Below are 15,332 nucleotides of genomic sequence, written 5' to 3'. Positions count from 1 at the left end.
AGCGCCAAGAGCTGAGAGAACACACGATGAAGAAAAGCATTTCCGGCTGGCTCGCGGTCCTGGGTCTCGCGCTGGGCCTGACCTTCTGTGCAACGGCATCCGCCGAGTCCGAGGGCATTGCCTGGGACAAGGCGAATACCAAGACCAACGACGTGGTCGCCCTGCAAAACGGCGCCAAGCTGTTCGTCAATTACTGCCTGAACTGCCACTCGGCAGCCTTCATGCGCTACAACCGCCTGCAGGACATCGGCATCACCGAGCAGCAGATCAAGGACAACCTTCTGTTCACGACCGACAAGGTCGGCGAGACCATGAAGGCCAACATCGACCCGCGCCAGGCCAAGGACTGGTTCGGCACCACGCCACCCGACCTCACGCTGGTCGCGCGCTCGCGCGCCGGCCATGGCGGAACCGGCGCCGACTATCTCTACACGTATCTGCGCACCTATTACCGCGACGACACCAAGGCCACCGGCTGGAACAACCTCGCGTTCCCGAGCGTCGCCATGCCGAACCCCTTGTGGGAACTGCAGGGCGAACGCCGGCCGGTCTACACCAAGGTCGAACAGCACGGTCATGAAACCGAAGTGTTCAAGGGCTGGGAGCAAGTCACTCCCGGCACCCTGACATCCGTGCAGTACGACAATGCGGTGGGCGACCTGGTGAGCTACCTGCAATGGATGGCCGAGCCCGCACAGAACACCCGTATTCGTATCGGCGTCTGGGTGCTGCTGTTCCTGGCCATGTCCGTGGTTTTTGTGTGGCGACTGAACGCCTCGTACTGGAAAGACGTCAAGTAGTTCCGTCCACGCCGACCGGGCGCCTCGTGCATCCGGTCCCACAGAGTGGGTTGCCAACGCGACCCACTCTTTTTGATTTTTAGGAGTCTTTCGCCATGATGGTCTTGTATTCAGGAACGACCTGCCCGTTTTCCCACCGCTGCCGCTTCGTCTTGTTCGAAAAGGGCATGGACTTCGAGATCCGCGACGTCGATCTCTACAACAAGCCCGAAGACATCAGCGTGATGAACCCGTACGGCCAGGTGCCGATTCTGGTCGAGCGCGACCTGATCCTGTACGAGTCGAACATCATCAACGAGTACATCGACGAGCGCTTCCCGCATCCGCAACTGATGCCTGGCGACCCGGTCGACCGCGCCCGCGTGCGCCTGTTCCTGCTCAACTTCGAGAAGGAACTCTTCGTGCACGTCTCGACGCTCGAGAACCGCACCGTCAAGGGCAACGACAAGGCGCTCGAAAAGGCCCGTTCGCACATCCGCGACCGCCTCACGCAGCTCGCTCCCGTGTTTCTCAAGAACAAGTACATGCTGGGCGACAACTTCTCGATGCTCGACGTGGCCATCGCGCCGCTGCTCTGGCGCCTCGACTACTACGGCATTGACCTCAGCAAGAACGCGGCTCCGCTTCTGAAGTACGCTGAGCGCATCTTCTCGCGCCCGGCCTACATCGAAGCGCTCACGCCCTCCGAAAAGGTCATGCGCAAGTAAATGAGTTCGCCCCCAGGCTTCGCGCACTTCGTGTCGCTTCGCCAACCCCCTTCCGGGGGCAACACCTGCGGCCCGGCGGAGCCGGTTCCGCGGTGTTTCGCGAAAAGTCCTGGTTGGCGATTGATTGCACGGTAGAAAATTTTCATGATCAACGCGCTCGAGTCGTCTTCCACCCGCCCGTACCTCATCCGGGCCCTGTACGAATGGTGCACCGACAACGGGTTCACGCCCTATGTCGCGGTGCAGGTCGACGACAGTGTCCAGGTTCCGCGCGAGTACGTGAAGAACGGCGAGATCGTGCTCAACATCAGCTTCGACGCGACCAGTTCGCTCAAGCTGGGCAACGATTTCATCGAGTTCAAGGCCCGGTTTGCGGGCAGTGCGCGTGAAATCAGTGTGCCGGTGGGGCGCGTGATCGCGATCTATGCGCGTGAAAACGGGCAAGGCATGGCGTTTCCGGCGCCCGCGCCTGCCGCAGCGGACAACAGCAGCGGCGATGCACCGCCCGTCGTGCCCGCGCACACGGGTCCGGCACGCATGCCCTTGCGCGATGCTTCGCGCGGCACCGAAGGCGATGCAGGCAAGATCGTCCACCTGGTGACGGGCGAGGACGCCGACGAAGCGGTCGAGGCGAGCCAGACCGACCCGGTCGACGAGCCACCGCGCCCGCCGGCCGGTGGCGGTTCCAGGCCATCGCTCAAGCGCGTCAAGTAGACAAGCAACGGCGCCGGTGCCCTGAATTGGGGGCCGCGCCGCGCGGCTAGAATCCCGCAGAGAAAAATACGCCGCTTTAGCTCAATTGGTAGAGCACCCGCCTTGTAAGCGGAAGGTCGTCAGTTCGATTCCGACAAGCGGCACCATCACACTGTCCTCGGCCACCGAGGGCACCCCAATCCCCAGGATTTCCAGAAAATTCGGGGATTTTTATTGAGCGCCACTTTCTCGTGACGCCCGCCGAATGCGCGAACCGAAAACAGCCCTCGACCACGATGCCTACCTGAAGACCTCGTATTTCCCCGCCCTGGACGGGCTGCGGGCGATTTCGGTCTTTCTTGTCTTTGCGGTTCATTTCGGCGGAGAAATGTCGGGCACGCGGACCGGCTGGCTCGGTGTCTATGTTTTCTTCGTGCTCTCCGGCTTTCTGATCACAACGCTGTTGCTGCGCGAGTGGGATGCCACCGGTTTCGTGTCGTTGAAGGCGTTCTACATCCGGCGCAGCACGCGGCTGATGCCCGTCTACTTTCTCGTGTACCTGCTGGTCATGGTCCAGAGTTATTTCTCGCAGGGCCTGGCCTGGACCGAAATGAAGGCGGCAACGCCTTACATGCTCACCTTCCTGAACGAGTTTGCCGGGTCGTCGCCGTTGGCCATTACCTGGTCGCTGGGCGTGGAATGGAAGTACTACCTGGTGTGGCCGCTGCTGTTTGCCCTGTTCGGGCGCACGCCGACGTCGCGCATGGGTCTTGCGCTGCTCTGTCTTGGGGTGACGAGCGTTCTTCTGATCGGCGGCTTCTATCCCGCCTGGTTCACGCCGTGGTTCTATTTCGGGCTGATCCTGGGTTCGCTCATTGCCGTGGCCATGCATTCGCGGGTCGTGTTCGACAAGCTTCGCGTCCTCATGACCAACAAGGCCGCATTCATCATCGCCTTCGTGCTGTTCGTCTGGTACAGGCGAGGTGATCTCTTCGAGTCGCACCTCGGCCATGCGACGCTGATCGTGGTGTTCAGTCTGCTGGTCGGGCTGTTGATGCCGTCCCTCATCGTCAACAGCACCTACCTGAGCCGCGCGCTGGCGTGGCGGCCGCTGGTGTTCATCGGCCAGCGTTCGTACTCGATGTACCTGATCCAGGTCATGGCGGTGCAGGCCGTGATTCTCGTGTTCCCCGGCACGCTCTTCGGCCCATTCCTGTTGTTCAGCGGCTTGGCCGTCGCGCTGCTGGCCGCCGACGTGCTCTATCGGTGGTTTGAGCGGCCGATCGCGGGTTGGGGCCACAGATGGGCCAGGACGGTCAAGGAAAGCGGCGGCAGCGCCCAGGGCGCACCGGGCGTGAAGCCCAGCTAGATCCGTCCGCGCGCCGTTTCTGCCGGCCAAGGGGCCGCTGCGCGGTTTGACACTGTCGCATGGCGGATGCGATGAATCGCCGCTCGTGACAGTGGGCTGCCTGACGCAGTGCTGGCCGCTTCAAGGCCCAGCCGACTGCGCAACCCCCTGCATCAACAGCCCCAGCATCGCCAGTTGCGCCACCAGCGCCGGACGCTGCGCAGACCGCATGTTCTCGAGCACGCCGCCCAGCAGCTTCGCGCTGTGACCCAGGCCCGATTGCTTCAACCGCAGCACCTGCGCCTCGGCCCGCGACAACGCGCCGCCGCCCTGATGACGCAGCCCCTGGCGCAGCCAGAGCGCGAGCAGTTCGAGCGTGTCGCAGGCCAGCGCATTCAGCGCAGGCACCTCCTCGACATCGCTCTGCAGATCCAGCGGCTGCGGCGTTGCAGCTTCTGCCTGCAGCACCACGGCGCGCTGAGCCGTCAGCAGGCTCAACGGTTGCATGACCGCGCGACCACCTTGCAGATGCACAGTGCCGGCCACGGCACGCAGGTCGCCCCATTCGCCTGCGAGCGCGCGTGCCAGTGCGTCGACGGCCCCCGGCGAGACGGCGCGATGCGGCAGCGCGAGGTGCAGCAATCCATCACCGTCGATTTCATCCGCTGCCTGCAGCTCGTCCGGCGCCGCCTGCCGCAGCCTCGCGTGCAGCACCTGTGCCGCCGCATCCCAGTGGCAGGACACCACTTCCATGCGATCGAAGGCCACCACATGCAGTTGCCCCGCCGCACCTGCCGACGCGCCACTCGCGGCCTGGCGCGGCCGCACGAAGTCCGGCGGCGCCTCGCGCAGATGCGCCACCAGCGCGGCCACGCTGTCCTGCCGCAGCGGCGCGACGAGGTCGTCCCATGATTTCGGCGACAGCGGCAGCACGCCGGTTTGCCGTGCGCCCGCCGTGATGTCGACCAGCCCGTTGGCGCGCCGCGTCGCGGTCTTGGTGATGACCTGCCCGCTCGCCAGTTGCCGCAGCGGAAAGCCCGCGACGCGGCGGCCGAGCAGGTTGGGCGCGGCGCCGCCGGCGGCGATGTCCGCCGCGCGCGACCACTGGCGTTCCAGCACCGTTACGTTCTGCGTGTCGGGGTCGGCAAAGAGAATGCTCGCGCCTTCGGCCGTTTCGTCGGACCAGAGTTCGGCGCCGAGCGACACCAGCCGCAGATGGTCGAGCGCGACTTCACCCTTCACGCCGATGCCCAGGATCTGGCTTGCCAGCAACGCGGGCCGAGTCTGCGGGCGCTCGGCATGCGCGGCCGCCTGAAGCCGGGCCCACAGCTCGGCCAGCACGCGCACCAGCCGCAAGGGCTCGAAGCGGCTGCTGCGCGCCTGTTGTGCCTGCAGCAGTTGCCAGAGTTCGTCGAGCGCGTCGTCGACCCAGCTCCAGGTCAGCGCACGCGCCTGGTTGCGCACCGCCTCGAAGCGTGCCGCCAGCGCCATCAATGGCTGGCTCGATCCGTCGAGCCAGAGCGACAGCAGCAGGGCGTCGATCTGCGCGCACAGCGTGCGTGCGGCCTCGCCCTGCATCGCTTGCGGCGAGGCGCTGCCATCGGCCGCATCGGCGCTGGCCGAGGCCGGCGAGCGCACTTCGACCATGACTTCGGCCGCGCCCGGCAGCAACGCACCCGCCTGCCGGAAGGCCCAGAGCGCGATCACCACATGCGCGCAGCCGCTGCCCTGCTTGCAGTCGCAGCGCGCATGCACGAGCGAGCTGCGCGAGAAAAAGCGAACGCTGCACATCGGCAGCCGCGCCACCGGCGGCGCGCTGGCGCTGCGCCACGCCTGCACGCCGACCACGGGCCGCGCCGCGGCGAGCTTGTGGGCCTGTTCGAGCACGGAAGGCGCAAGGCTGGCCGCCAGCGCGGCATCGTCGAATTCGGCGGGGCTCCATGCACCGCCCGGTTCGGTGGGCGCTTCGGCGTCGTCGGTCGACGGTGCCTGTGTGGTGGCCGCAGAAGCCGCCTGCGCCTGGTAGGCCAGCACCAGCATCACCCGGTGCCGGCACATGCCGCTGGCGGGACAACTACATTGCGCATCGCGCAGCGTGCGCCCGGGCGGCAGGCTGGTGCGCACGCCGTCGTCGAAGTGGGCCTGCACCACGCCGTCCGCGCCGGTCTCCAGGCGTGGCAACAGGCCGGCCGCCACATCCTTCTGCGCGCGCTTGACGAAGCCCGCATTGGCCAGCGCGGTCAACGCCTCGGGCGTCAGTTCGAGCAAATCGGTGCGCAGTGCGGAAGAAGTCATCGCGCTCATCCCCGCACCTTCTCGGCCAGCCAGCCCGCGAGTTGCCCCGGCGTCATCGCACCGATCTGCGCGCCTTCGCGCACCAGCCGCGCGGCCATCTCGCGATCAAACGCCGGTTCGGCCTGCGCATCGAGCGCGGCCAGCCCGAGCACCTTGGCGCCCGACTCGACCAACGCCTTCACGCGCCGCACCAGCTCGTGTTCGCTGCCGCCTTCGTAGAAGTCGCTCACCAGCACCACGATGCTCTTGCGCGGATTGGCGATCAGCGACTGCGCATAGGCCACCGCCTTCGCGATGTCGGTGCCGCCGCCCAGTTGCACTTTCATCAGCAGCTCGACCGGGTCCGACACATCGGCCGTGAGGTCGACCACCGCCGTGTCGAAGGCCACCAGCCGCGTGCGCATGCCGGGCAACTGCCACAGGCAGGCAGCCATCACCGCGCTGTGGATCACCGAGTCGACCATCGAGCCGCTCTGGTCGATCAGCAGGATGATGTCCCACGGCTCCGCATGCCGCTTGGTGCGGCTGATGAACACCGGCCGCTCCACATAGAGCTTGCGGCGTTCCGGGTCGTAGCGGTGCAGGTTGGCCGCCAGCGTTTGCTTGAAGTCGAAGTTGCGCGCGATCTTCATGCGCGATCGGCGGCGCCGGTCGCGGCTGCCGCTGAAGGCCTGCCGCACTTCGGTGGCAAGCTTTTCCATGATGCGGCGCACCACCTCGGCCACCAGCTTGCGCGCGGCCGCGAGCACCTGCGGGTTCATCAGGTGCTTGGTGTGCAGCACCGCGCGCAGCAGCGATTCGGAAGGCTCGATGCGCTCCAGCACTTCGAGGTTCGTCACCACCTCGTCGATGCCGTAGCGCTCGACCGCGTCCTGCTCCAGGCGCTCGATCACTTCCTTCGGAAAGAGCGAGTGGATGGTGTTGATCCAGTCCGGCGTGCTGAGCGCCGAGGGGCCGAGGCCCGCGCTGCGTTCACCGCGGCCGGCGCGGTCGCTGTCGCGGCCGTAGAGCCAGTCGAGCGCGGCATCGGCGGCCTTGGCTTCGGCGCCCAGGCTGCCGCAACACGCTTCGGCCGGATCGCCCAGCAGCAGGCGCCAGCGTTGCAGCGGATCGGGAATGTCCAGGCTCATGGGCGGGGGCTCCCGTCGTCGCTGTTGTCGTTGTTGTTGTCGAGCGTGACGCCCCATGCCGCGAGGCGCGCGAGCACGGCGTCTTCCACCATGCGCGCCTGGGCCAGCGCTTCGGGCGCGGCCTCGCCGGTGTGGGTTGCAGTGAGCGCGCGGCGCGACAGGTGCGCGGCGTCGTGCAGCTTCAACACCTGCTCGGCCAGCAGTCCGCGTTCCTGCGGCGGCAGCCAGGCAAAGGCGGCGCGCAGGCTGGGCATGGCGCGCACGAAGTCGGCGTTGTCCAGCGCCTGCACGGTGCGGTCCATGCCGGCGACGAAGGCCGGTTCGGACGACAGCGTTTCGCGTGCCAGGGCGAGCAGGCCGGTGAGCGCATCGCCGAGCACCGGCGCGGGCAGCGAATGCAGCAGCTGCATCGCTTCGTTCACGCCGGCATCGTGCGGCTGCGCATTCGCTGCACGGCCCGCCAGGCTCAGCGTGGCGCCCAGCGCGGCGCCTCGGCTCACGGGCGCGGCACTGGCATCGGCGGCCTTGCGCTGCCACACCGCGAGCGCGCGCGCCGGCTCCACGTCGAGCAGCGTCGGTGCGTTGGCATCGTGCGACGTGTCGGCCGCATGGGCCAGCACGTCGGCCACGATCTGGCGCAGTGCAAGGTGAGCCTGCAGATGCGCCTGCATGTCGGCCGGCATGACGGCGGCGGGCGGCTCCAGCAGCCACAGCGCGCGGTCGAAGCCCGACTCGATCACCACGCGCAGCACCGGCGCATCGGCCATGCCCAGCATCTGGCCGTGGCGCAACAGCGTGTGCAGCACCGACAGGGCAGGGCCCAACGCCTCGAAGCGCGGCTCGTTGGCGATGGCGCCCTGCAGCTCGCGCAGCAGCGAATCGCTGAGCGCCGACAGCCCCGCCCATGCGGCCTGGTTGAGCCCATCGGCCAGTGGCCCGATGCGGCCTTGTGCCTGCCGCAGATCGTCTTCGAGCCGGGCGCGTGCCGCGTCATGCAGGCTCGCGCCCCAGGCACCGGCCTCGATCAGCGCGGCCTGTTGCTCCAGTGGTTCGGCCAGCGACCAGACTTCGGTGCGCTCGCCCGACATTGCCAGCGCCGGCCCCTGCGCGCGTCGCACGCCGGGCAGCCGCAGGATCGACAGCCGGTGCAGCACGCGGCTCTTCGCGCGGTCGGCGTCGAGCAGCAGGTCGATCTTGAGCTGGCCGCGCAGCACGATGCCGTGTGCCGCCAGCTCGGCCGCAACCGCAGCCACCAGCGGCGGCTGCGGCGTGCCGGGCGCGAGGCGGCCGACGGTATCACCGGCCAGCACGTCCATGGCCTGCACCAGCACCGGGTCGGTGCCGGGGCGGATCGCGCCGCGGTAAGTCCAGGGCAGTGGCGCATCGAGTGCGTCTTTCACCAGCGCGCCGGCCAGCGCATCGAGCCAGTCGGAGCGCAGCGGTTTCTCATGACCGCGCAGTCGCGCGAGGCCTTGCGCACGCAAGTGCACGGCCATCAGGTCGGCGGTGGAGGCGGGCAGTTTCTTGTCGCGCAGCCGCTGCATCACGTGCTGCAGCGCGCGGTGCGCTGCCCCTTCGGGGCCGTGCTCCCAGACCCACTGGTAGTAGGCCGGGGAGGGCATGCCCGAGGCATAGCCGGCGAAGGCATCGAGACGCTTGAAGGTGTAGGGCACGAGGTAGGAGCCGAAGCGCAGCGGCGCATCGGCCTTGTCGTCGCGGTCTTCTTCACCGCAGGGTTCAAGCGATGGCTCGGGCGTGGCGGGCAACTCGGCCGGCTGCTTTCGCCAGAGCCGCGCCAGCGCGGGCGCGTGGTAGCCGCCGCAGACCACCAGCGCCTGCACACGGCCGGGCTCGGCGGGCTGTGCCATTGCCCAGGCGATCCAGCGCGCCATCATCTGTTCGCGCGCCTGGTTGCCCAGCGAGCCGGGGTCTTCGCCGCGCAGATGCTCGAAGTAGGTGGCCAGGCGCTGCGCCAGCTCGGTGGCGTCGCAACCGTCTTCGAACAGGTGGTCCCACAGCGCATCGCGGCCCTGCACCGAGAGCTTCTCGGTCAGCGCGCGCTCGTAGGCTTCGGCGCGTTCTTCATGCTGTGCATCGGCCACGTCGGCATAGCGGTTCTCCATGCGCGAGAAGGCGTCGTGCCACGCGGGCAGGTCGATGAAGCGCACCTGCGCGCCCACTTCGCGCGCCACCTGCAGCGCCTGCCATTCGGGCGAGTGCTCGGCAAAGGGCGACCACGAGCCGCGATGCATTTCGTCGCCCGAGAGGTAGCTGTAGATCGCCACCGGCAACTGGTGCGGCAGGTACAGCTCGGCCAGCCGTTCGTTGAAATCGGCTGGCCCTTCGATCAGCACATGCGCGGGGCGCAGCGTGCGGATCCGCTCGGCCACCAGCCGCGCGCAGGCGGGGCTGTGGTGGCGCACGCCGACGATGTGGGGCTGCTGTGTCATGGCCGCGCGCTCAGGGAAGACGATGCCGCGCCTCGTAGTACGCACGCCAGTGCGCGCCGTTGCGCTTGGCCGCCTTCTGCTCGAAGTAGCGGCGCAGCTTGGCGCGGTCGTCCGCGTTGTCTTTCACCACCGTGCCCGCGATGCAATCGACAAGGTCGGCCGGCGAGCCTTCGCGCTGTTCGAGAAACCATGCGCGCACGCCGACCGCATGCGCCACGTTCACTGCTTCGGCGGTGGACATCACGGCGGTGAGCCGGTCCATCGCCGCGTCGCCGCTGTTGCCGCCATTGCCGTTCCCGCTTTCCTTGGCCGGCGCGCCGCGCAGGTCACGGAAGGTGGACACCAGCAGTTCCAGCACCGGCGCGGGAATGGTCTTCGGAATGCCGCTCTGCGCCAGCAGGCGCGCGGACGATTCCTCCACCAGCGCCAGCTCGCGGTCGAAGTCAAGGATGGGGAACACGGTCTCGAAGTCGAAGCGGCGCTTGAGCGCCGCGCTCATCTCGTTCACGCCACGGTCGCGCGTGTTCGCGGTGGCGATGATGTTGAAGCCCTCGCGCGCATAGAGCATGCCGTGCTCGCCCGACAGCTCGGGCACCGCCATCACGCGGTCCGACAGCATGCCGAGCAGGCAGTCCTGCACTTCGAGCGGCGCGCGCGTGATTTCCTCGAAACGCACCACCTGGCCCTGCTGCATGCCCAGGTACAGCGGCGCCGGCACCATCGCGCGCGGGCTCGGGCCTTCGTTGATGAGCAGCGCGTAGTTCCAGCCGTACTTGATCTGGTCTTCGGTGATCGACGCGCCGCCCTGGATGGTGAGCGTCGAGATGCCCGAGATGGCCGTGGCCAGCAGCTCCGACAGCATCGACTTCGCCGTGCCCGGCTCGCCCACCAGCATCAGCCCGCGGCCGGTGGCCAGCGTCACCAGCATGCGTTCGATGCTGGCCACGGGCGCGACGATCTTGGGTGCGATGTCCAGCGACGCATCGCCGAGGATGAAGGCGCGCGCGGCCTTCAGCCCCAGCACCCAGCCGGGCGGGCGCGGGTCCTTGTCCTGCGCCTGCAAGCGCGCGAGCTGCGCGGCGTACTGGATCTCGGCCGGCGGGCGTTGCAGTTGCGTTGGCGTTTGCGGCGCACCGGTGTCTTTGGAGCTTTTGCTGGATGTGGCCATGGTGGGTGCTGATGAAACTAGAGGAGCTTGTACTGGCCGGGCTTGCCGGTCTCGATGGTGATGTCCGAGCTTTCGTGCGAATAGGTGTGGGTGGCACGCAGCCGGATGCGCCCGCCCTGGAAGGTTTCGCGTCGGTTGCCGACGTCGATGACGTTCATGCCGTTCGACAGCTCCTTCACCAGCACGCGCGCCACCCGCCGTGGTGCACCGCGTTCGCCGACCGCCAGCCATTCGATCCACAGCCGCGAGTGCACGTGTTCGAAGCCCTGGTGGACGATCACGATGCGCAGCACGCCGCTGTCGCGGGCCGAGTTCCATTCGCCGCCGGTGGCCACGGTGTCGACCTGCGGCGGCACCTCGGGCGCCGCGGTGCTGCGGGCGGTCGCGGAAGCCATGGCCGCGAGCAGCCCCGCGGCCAGCAGCCAGGGGCGCAGCCGCGCGACGGCGGCATTCATGCCCGCAGCCCTTCCATGTCGCGGATCAGTTCGCTCGCTGAAATCGGATCGAGCAAATGCAATGCTTCGGCATCGCGCATGTCGCCCCAGCCCGAAGGCTGGCCGACCTGCACCTGGCCCAGCGTCTGCTCGGGGTATTCGTCCACCATGCCGACGATGATGCCGGGGTCCAGGCTCAGCTCGATCACGCGGTTCGTGCCCAGCGGCTTGCTGAAGTACCAGATGCAGCCCGCGTCCTGCGCCTGGCCGCGGCGCCAGCCCTTGTTGGCCAGGCCCAGCACGCGGCCGGTGGGCACCTTCACGTCTTTCCAGCGTTCGAGCTTCAGGCTCTTCTTTTCTTCATCGGTCAGCGTGTAGATGTCGCGGCCGATCTGCGCGAAGGGCTGCAGCAGTTCGTAGTCCGCGAACACCTGGCCGAAGGCGGCGGCATCGGCGGGCGACAGGTCCAGCGCATGCGGCACGCCGATGCGGATGTTCTCCCCCTCGGGCAACTCGAAGGCATCGTCTTCGGCCGTGGTGTAGCTGCCGTCCTCGGCCACGCGGAAGCAGGCCTGCAGCGTGCCGCCGTAGTTGCCGCCGCCTTCCACCGCATACACGCCCCAGATCAGCCGCTGCACGATGTGGCGCACCAGCGGATGCTCGACCAGGAAGAGGCGGAACACCTCGGGCGTCCAGCGCCGGCGCGCGCACATCGCCACTTCGAGGCGCAGCAACTGCTGGCTCGCGATGGTGCGCACGTCTTTCTTGAGCAGCTTGAAGCGCTCGACCGCTTCCTTGCCCAGTGCGTCGTCGTCGGTCTTCTTGGGCTTGGGCAGGTCGGGCAGCCGCGCGCCGTCGACACCACCGGTGCTCTCGCGCACATAAGGCTTGAGCGCTTCGTCGAAACCGACCTTGAAGGCGCGCGGGCCGAAGTCGAGCAGCATCGTGCCCTGCTCGTCGAGGCCGAGGTCGGGCGCGAGCCGGTCTTCGAGTTCCTCGGTGCTCAGGCCGCGCGCCTCGGCGATGGCGTCGATCTTCTCGCGCGCCTTGTCCTGCAGGCCCTTGAACTTGACCTTCTGCGCGATGCCGTTGAGCAGCATCAGCGCGACGTCGCTGCCGATGGTGGCCAGCACGTCGAGGCCGGTCACGGCGCGTGCATGCGCCGCCTCGCCGGGCCAGGCGCGAATGAAGGGCGTGAGCTTGCGCGCGGTGTCGTCGTTGCCGAACAGGCCCAGCGAGGTGAGTGCCCAGCCTTCCTTGCTCGGGCCGCTGGCTTCGAGCCAGGCGGTGAAGGCGTCCCATGCGAATTCGGCCAGCGAGTCGGCGTCGCAGGCTTCCTTGACCATGGGGATGCCGCCGTAGATGCCTTCGTTGGTCGGAAAGGTCAGCATCTGGCCGAAGTGGTCGAGCGCATCGTCGGGCAGGGCCTTGCCGTTCCTGAGCGTCGGGCGGCGCCAGCCGCGCGGCTGCCAGAACTCGGGCAGCTTGGCGCGCTTGGTGGGGAAGCGGTCGAGCGGACTTTCGTCGAGCACGGTGCGCAGCGCCTGCACGACGTCGGGCTGGTTGTAGCGGCCGGCCACGTCGAGCAGCAGCGCCTCGTGGCCGTTGGCTTGCAAGAGGCGCAGCGCCGAGCCTGCACAGTCGCGTGCCTCGCCGGCCTTGCCGAGTGCCGGCGCGACCAGGCCGCAGGCGGCGTGCTCGGGGTACTTCAGCAGCCATTCGCGGCCGGCGGCGCGCAAAGTCTTGAGCTTGGCGAAGGCGCGTGCCGCCGGCATGGCCAGGTCGGGCGTGCCGTAGTTGAGCGCGTACGACAGGTTCTCGGAGGGTTTGGAGCGCACCATCGCGATCAGGCCCGGCATCACGGCCTGGCCGTGCGTGGCGAGCACCATGCCGATGTCGTCGCTTTCCGCCTCGCTCGCAATCGCGTTCCAGAACGGCACGCCGACCGCAGCCGGCAGCAGCGTGACGAAGCTCGACGTGAAGCGGAACCAGTTGTAGCGCTCCTTCTTGCGCTCCACCACCATGGCGCGCCAGTTGGCGATCAGCCCCTCGGCATCGCCACTGCGGATCGCGGCTTCGGCGGCCTTGGCGAGCGGCCCGTGCGACTTTTGCTTCTTGATGTCGAAGCCCAGTTCATCGAGCAGCACCGCCATGTTCTGGCGTGCCGACGCATGGCGATTCACCTGCCACGAGTTCAGGCGCAGCGCCTTTTCGCGTTCGCCTTCGTTCCACTGTTCCGCCACGGGCAGCGCGAGCGGCTCCAGCACCAGCGTGGCGGCGGCCTTCTTCTGCACCTTGGCAAGCCACGGCGGTGCGGCCAGCACGGGCGGCAGTTCGTCGGCGGCGGCCACTTCGGCGGGGCCGGACAGCAGCGCGAGTTGCCGGTCGATGGCGGCCTGCGCGCCGGCATCCAGCCAGGGCCGCAGCGCGGGCAGCAGGGCTGCGCCGTGCGCGCGCAGCAGGCGCGTGAGGCTGGGCGTGACGAGGTTGGCGTCTTTTCCGCCAGCGGCCACCAGCCGCGACAGCGCGGCGATGGCGGCGGCCGGCCAGCGGTCGACCGACAGCGCAAGCCGCGCCAGCGCGCCTTTCGATTGGCTCGCCACGCGGGCCAGCGCCTGTACCGCCTCGGGCGTGCCGATGCAGGCGAGCGCATCGCCCGCGTCGTCGTTGGCGGCGCCGCGCTCCAGCACGGGCACGGCCTCGGTGCCGCGCTCCTGCACCAGCGTGCTCGTCATGTGGCTGTCGCCCCAGAACCCGCTCGAATAGCTGAGCTTGACCTTGGCGGCCAGTGCGATGGCGGCAGGGTCGGTGGCTGTCAGCAGCAGCCAGTGCATGGTTTCAGGCGTGTCCTTTTCGGCCGCGAGCGCCAGCACCATCGCATTCGAAATCTCGGGGGCGTCGGGCAGCATCAGGGCCAGCGTGGGCTGGCGGCTGGGGTGCACGCGGGGCAGCGCGGCTTCGATCCTGTCGCGGCAGGCCTGCCAGACCTCGGGTTCGGCGCCGGCCAGGTGCGCGCGCAGCGCCTGCTCGCCTTGCCCCAGCGGGCCGTAGTAGCTGTTGCCCATGGCGCGGCTCACCGCGCTGCCGAAGCTGCTGCGGCGGACCTGGGCTTGCCGGTCGTAATCGGTCTGCACCTGGATCTGCTGCGCCGACAGCAGGATGTCGATGGCACCCGGCAGCCCGTACTGCGCCACCAGGTAGTTCGCCACCATCTCGCCGGGCTCGCTTTCCCCGTAGTAGCCACCGGTGCTCAGCGCCAACGCCAGCAGCACGGTGTCGGACTCGGCATCGGCCGCAGGGGCGGGCAGCGCCACGCGATGGAGCATGCGTTGCACCGCAGGCTGCAGCGCCGCATCGCTGTTGCCGACATCGACCTTCGGATCGAGCTGGCGGCGCACCAGTTGCCAGGTGGCGGCCACCCCCGTGATGGCGATCGGCTTCGGTGGAAAGCGGCGCGAGGGAAAGGCCAGCCGCAGCATCTCGGGCGAGAGCCGCACGGGCGCGCCGCTGGCAAGCCATGGCGGCGTGTCGGCGCTGACGGGCAGCTCGGTGCCGGACGGCGCGGTGGGCGCTTCCGTGGTTGCGTGCGATGCGCTCGCACCCAGTTCCTTTGCCAGTGCCTGTGCATCCTTGACGGGCGTGCAACTGGTGCCCCAGCCGTCCAGCAGCCCCTGCGCCTTGAGCCGCTTGAACGCCAGCGCGGCAGCTTGTTCGCTCACGCCGTGCTGGCGCTTGAGCGTACCGGGCGACAGCGTGTCCTTGCTCGTGAGTTCGCCTGCCTCCATCCTGGCGCGCACCGCTTCGAACACGCGGTCGGCCTGGCTGTCGATGCTTTCGGTGGTTGCGGCGGCCTCTTGCGCGGGCACGCTGGCGTCGGCCGTTGCCGTGGATGTCGCCGCTGCCGGTGCGGCCGCTTTTTCAGCGGTGGCTTCGGCCTTCGGCTTGGCTTCCGTCTTGCCGATGGCCGCGCCAGCCGCCACGCCGACTTCGCCATAACCCTTGCCGGTTTTTTCGGCGGCCAGCTTGGTCAGCGCGGCATCGGCCTTGGTGGCGTCGGCGAAAGACTTGGTCTGGCTCTGGCCTGCGGTGCCGATGCGGCCCCAGCGGATGTTGAGGTCGGTGCCGACCTGTTCCACTTCCCAGAATTTGCTGGCGGTTCCTTCGATCAGTTCAAAACGGCGCATGGAAAAACGTCCTCCTGTGAATCGACGACGCGCCCTGTAGGCGCTGGATGTGGCGAATGAATCGGGGCGATGGCCGCGGCCTGCACATCTGCAGGCCGGCATGCGCGACGGGGCTCACCCAAG

At 68.2% G+C, this 15,332-nt stretch carries 10 protein-coding genes and 1 tRNA gene; 5 read left to right on the top strand and 6 right to left on the bottom strand.

All coding sequences use genetic code 11. The features are described 5' to 3' along the window. Nucleotides 1-26 precede the first annotated feature (26 nt). The 5 genes from ACSFB7_RS26760 (at nucleotide 27) to ACSFB7_RS26740 (ending at nucleotide 3,569) form a co-directional block, all read left to right on the top strand. Nucleotides 27-800: a cytochrome c1 gene (locus ACSFB7_RS26760; RefSeq protein WP_435475371.1), complete on the top strand. Its 774-nt coding sequence runs from the start codon at nucleotides 27-29 to the stop codon at nucleotides 798-800. Between the two features lie 95 nt (nucleotides 801-895). Then, nucleotides 896-1,507 (top strand): glutathione S-transferase N-terminal domain-containing protein, encoded by a 612-nt coding sequence (locus ACSFB7_RS26755; RefSeq protein ID WP_187108071.1) that lies wholly within the window; start codon nucleotides 896-898, stop codon nucleotides 1,505-1,507. 144 nt (nucleotides 1,508-1,651) lie between these two features. Further along, nucleotides 1,652-2,221, top strand: coding sequence for a ClpXP protease specificity-enhancing factor (locus ACSFB7_RS26750; protein WP_435475370.1), 570 nt, complete (start codon nucleotides 1,652-1,654; stop codon nucleotides 2,219-2,221). 70 nt (nucleotides 2,222-2,291) lie between these two features. Further along, nucleotides 2,292-2,367, top strand: a tRNA-Thr gene (locus tag ACSFB7_RS26745). A 98-nt stretch (nucleotides 2,368-2,465) separates the two neighbouring features. Further along, nucleotides 2,466-3,569: an acyltransferase family protein gene (locus ACSFB7_RS26740; RefSeq protein ID WP_435475369.1), complete on the top strand. Its 1,104-nt coding sequence runs from the start codon at nucleotides 2,466-2,468 to the stop codon at nucleotides 3,567-3,569. A gap of 120 nt (nucleotides 3,570-3,689) precedes the next feature. On the opposite strand, the gene ACSFB7_RS26735 is transcribed toward ACSFB7_RS26740, so the two are convergent. From ACSFB7_RS26735 to ACSFB7_RS26710, 6 genes are read right to left on the bottom strand one after another with little or no spacing between them, the layout of a single operon-like run. Continuing rightward, nucleotides 3,690-5,843, bottom strand: a complete 2,154-nt coding sequence (locus tag ACSFB7_RS26735; protein WP_435475368.1) for an SWIM zinc finger family protein — start codon at nucleotides 5,841-5,843, stop codon at nucleotides 3,690-3,692. A 5-nt stretch (nucleotides 5,844-5,848) separates the two neighbouring features. Further along, nucleotides 5,849-6,973 carry a VWA domain-containing protein gene (locus ACSFB7_RS26730; RefSeq protein WP_435475367.1) on the bottom strand — a complete coding sequence of 375 codons (1,125 nt, stop codon included), beginning with the start codon at nucleotides 6,971-6,973 and terminating at the stop codon, nucleotides 5,849-5,851. Further along, a complete protein-coding gene (locus tag ACSFB7_RS26725) occupies nucleotides 6,970-9,423 on the bottom strand; it encodes a DUF5682 family protein (protein WP_435475366.1) in 2,454 nt (817 codons plus the stop codon). Before ACSFB7_RS26725 ends, ACSFB7_RS26730 begins: the two co-directional genes overlap by 4 nt. Before the next feature lie 10 nt (nucleotides 9,424-9,433). Beyond that, nucleotides 9,434-10,591: an ATP-binding protein gene (locus ACSFB7_RS26720; protein ID WP_435475365.1), complete on the bottom strand. Its 1,158-nt coding sequence runs from the start codon at nucleotides 10,589-10,591 to the stop codon at nucleotides 9,434-9,436. 17 nt (nucleotides 10,592-10,608) lie between these two features. Continuing rightward, nucleotides 10,609-11,046, bottom strand: coding sequence for a hypothetical protein (locus tag ACSFB7_RS26715; RefSeq protein WP_435475364.1), 438 nt, complete (start codon nucleotides 11,044-11,046; stop codon nucleotides 10,609-10,611). Beyond that, nucleotides 11,043-15,209, bottom strand: coding sequence for a DUF4132 domain-containing protein (locus ACSFB7_RS26710; RefSeq protein WP_435475363.1), 4,167 nt, complete (start codon nucleotides 15,207-15,209; stop codon nucleotides 11,043-11,045). The genes ACSFB7_RS26715 and ACSFB7_RS26710 overlap by 4 nt, the downstream gene beginning before the upstream one ends. Nucleotides 15,210-15,332 lie beyond the last annotated feature (123 nt).

Origin of the sequence: Variovorax raffinosi (genome assembly GCF_051216615.1) — a bacterium.
Lineage (GTDB): Bacteria > Pseudomonadota > Gammaproteobacteria > Burkholderiales > Burkholderiaceae_C > Variovorax.
The sequence above is the reverse complement of the archived record's forward strand: the minus strand, read 5'-3'. Positions and strand labels throughout refer to the sequence as shown.

Bases quoted from the DNA above. Each gene is read 5' to 3' on its own strand.
- ACSFB7_RS26715 (WP_435475364.1), bottom strand. From the start codon at position 11,046: ATGAATGCCGCCGTCGCGCGGCTGCGCCCCTGGCTGCTGGCCGCGGGG.
- ACSFB7_RS26740 (WP_435475369.1), top strand. From the start codon at position 2,466: ATGCGCGAACCGAAAACAGCCCTCGACCACGATGCCTACCTGAAGACC.
- ACSFB7_RS26710 (WP_435475363.1), bottom strand. From the start codon at position 15,209: ATGCGCCGTTTTGAACTGATCGAAGGAACCGCCAGCAAATTCTGGGAA.
- ACSFB7_RS26755 (WP_187108071.1), top strand. From the start codon at position 896: ATGATGGTCTTGTATTCAGGAACGACCTGCCCGTTTTCCCACCGCTGC.
- ACSFB7_RS26735 (WP_435475368.1), bottom strand. From the start codon at position 5,843: ATGACTTCTTCCGCACTGCGCACCGATTTGCTCGAACTGACGCCCGAG.
- ACSFB7_RS26720 (WP_435475365.1), bottom strand. From the start codon at position 10,591: ATGGCCACATCCAGCAAAAGCTCCAAAGACACCGGTGCGCCGCAAACG.
- ACSFB7_RS26750 (WP_435475370.1), top strand. From the start codon at position 1,652: ATGATCAACGCGCTCGAGTCGTCTTCCACCCGCCCGTACCTCATCCGG.
- ACSFB7_RS26730 (WP_435475367.1), bottom strand. From the start codon at position 6,973: ATGAGCCTGGACATTCCCGATCCGCTGCAACGCTGGCGCCTGCTGCTG.
- ACSFB7_RS26725 (WP_435475366.1), bottom strand. From the start codon at position 9,423: ATGACACAGCAGCCCCACATCGTCGGCGTGCGCCACCACAGCCCCGCC.
- ACSFB7_RS26760 (WP_435475371.1), top strand. From the start codon at position 27: ATGAAGAAAAGCATTTCCGGCTGGCTCGCGGTCCTGGGTCTCGCGCTG.